We start from the raw sequence: 1,616 nt of genomic DNA on the forward strand, positions 1-1,616 counted from the left end.
TCCGCTCGCCGACACGTCCTGGAGGACGAGCCATGCCCGTGGCCCTTCGCCGCCGGTATCAAACGTACCTGCTGTATCTGGCCGGATGTCTGGTCTTCTCGAGCGGGGCGTACCTCTTCGTCCACGCCGATCTGGGCACGGACCCGCTCGACGTGTTCGCCTTGGGCCTGAAGGAGCACGTCGCCGTCACCGTGGGCATCGCCCAGGCCGGGGTGGCCGTGGTCTGCCTCGGCACAGTGGCGCTCTGGAACCGAAGACGACCGCTGGTGGCACCCATGTTCACCTTCTTCTTCTGCGGCAGTGTCATCGATCTGCTCCTGTGGGCGGACCCCGGGCGCCTGCTGGAGGTCGGGTCGCCCGCTCTCGTCGCGCTGGCGACCCTCATGTGCGCCTACGGCTCCGCGCTGATCATCATGAGCGGCTTCGGTATCAGGCCGATCGACGTACTCGCGATCGCCATGACGCACCAGTGGCGCTGGCCGTTCTGGTGCTCCAAAGGGCTCATCGAAGTGGTGCTGCTCGCCGTGGGGTTCCTGCTCGGCGGGCCGGTCGGCGTCGGCACGGTGTGCTTCCTCGCCGGCGTCGATCTGCTCATCCAGCCCTTCATCCGGGCGAACGTCCGCTACCTGAGGCTGCCGAACCTCGGGCTGCCCGACCGAGCACGCGTGCGGCCCGCCGCCTCCCTCTAGTCCACCACCCCACAGAAGGGCCTCAAGTGACGGTCATTCATGTGTTTCCCGGCCAGGGCGCACACCGCCTGGGCATGGGCAAGGAGCTCTTCGGGAGGTATCCACACCTCGTGCGGCAGGCCGACGCGGTCCTCGGCTACTCCATCGAACAGCTGTGTCTGCACGGGCCGGAGGAGCGCCTCTCCGACACCCGCTACACCCAGTGCGCCATGTACACGGTGGGCGCCCTGTCGTACGTCGACCGGATCAGGACCACCGGCGAACTTCCGGACTACGTGGCAGGGCACAGCCTCGGCGAGTACGTCGCGCTCTTCGCGGCCGGCGCCTTCGACTTCGTCACGGGTCTGGAACTCGTCGCCAAGCGTGCCGCGCTGATGGCGCAGGCCGGCCCCGGCGCGATGGCCGCGGTGCTCGGCATCACCGCCGAGCGGGTGCGTGAGGTGCTGGCGGGGGACGACGCGCCGCCGGTCGACGTAGCCAACCTCAACGCTCCCGAGCAGACCGTCGTCTCCGGTCCGCCCGATGACATCGCTGCCGCCGTCGAACTGCTGAAGCGGGAGACCCGAGCGGTCGTGCCGCTGAAGGTCAGCGGTGCCTTCCACGCATGGCCGATGGCCCCGGCGGCCCGGGAGTTCGAGCAGTTCCTCGCGGGCTACCGACTCGCACCGCTGCGCATCCCGGTCGTCTCCAACACCACCGCACGGCCCTACGCGGACGACGAGGCCGCCGAGCTCCTGGTGCGACAGCTGACGAGCCCGGTCCGATGGACGGAGTCCATCGGGTTCCTCCTCGACCGGCCCGAGCCGGAGTTCCACGAACTCGGCCCCGGCCAGGTCCTCACCGGTCTGATCAGCCAGATCCGCGTCGGACGGCCGGTCCCCGCCGGCGCGTCGGGCTGACCCCGAAGCACTGAGAGGAGTGAAGGCA

2 protein-coding genes are annotated in these 1,616 nt (G+C 69.3%); both read left to right on the top strand.

All coding sequences use genetic code 11. The annotated features are described in order from the left end of the window. The first annotated feature begins 32 nt into the window (after window positions 1–32). Window positions 33–689 (top strand): hypothetical protein, encoded by a 657-nt coding sequence (locus tag AB0P07_RS34675; protein ID WP_365557902.1) that lies wholly within the window; start codon window positions 33–35, stop codon window positions 687–689. Between the two features lie 26 nt (window positions 690–715). After that, entirely contained in the window at window positions 716–1,588 is an 873-nt protein-coding gene (fabD, locus tag AB0P07_RS34680) for an ACP S-malonyltransferase (protein WP_365557905.1), read from the top strand. Window positions 1,589–1,616 lie beyond the last annotated feature (28 nt).

The sequence above is a fragment of the Streptomyces sp. NPDC085944 genome (assembly GCF_040686295.1).
GTDB lineage: Bacteria > Actinomycetota > Actinomycetes > Streptomycetales > Streptomycetaceae > Streptomyces > Streptomyces salinarius.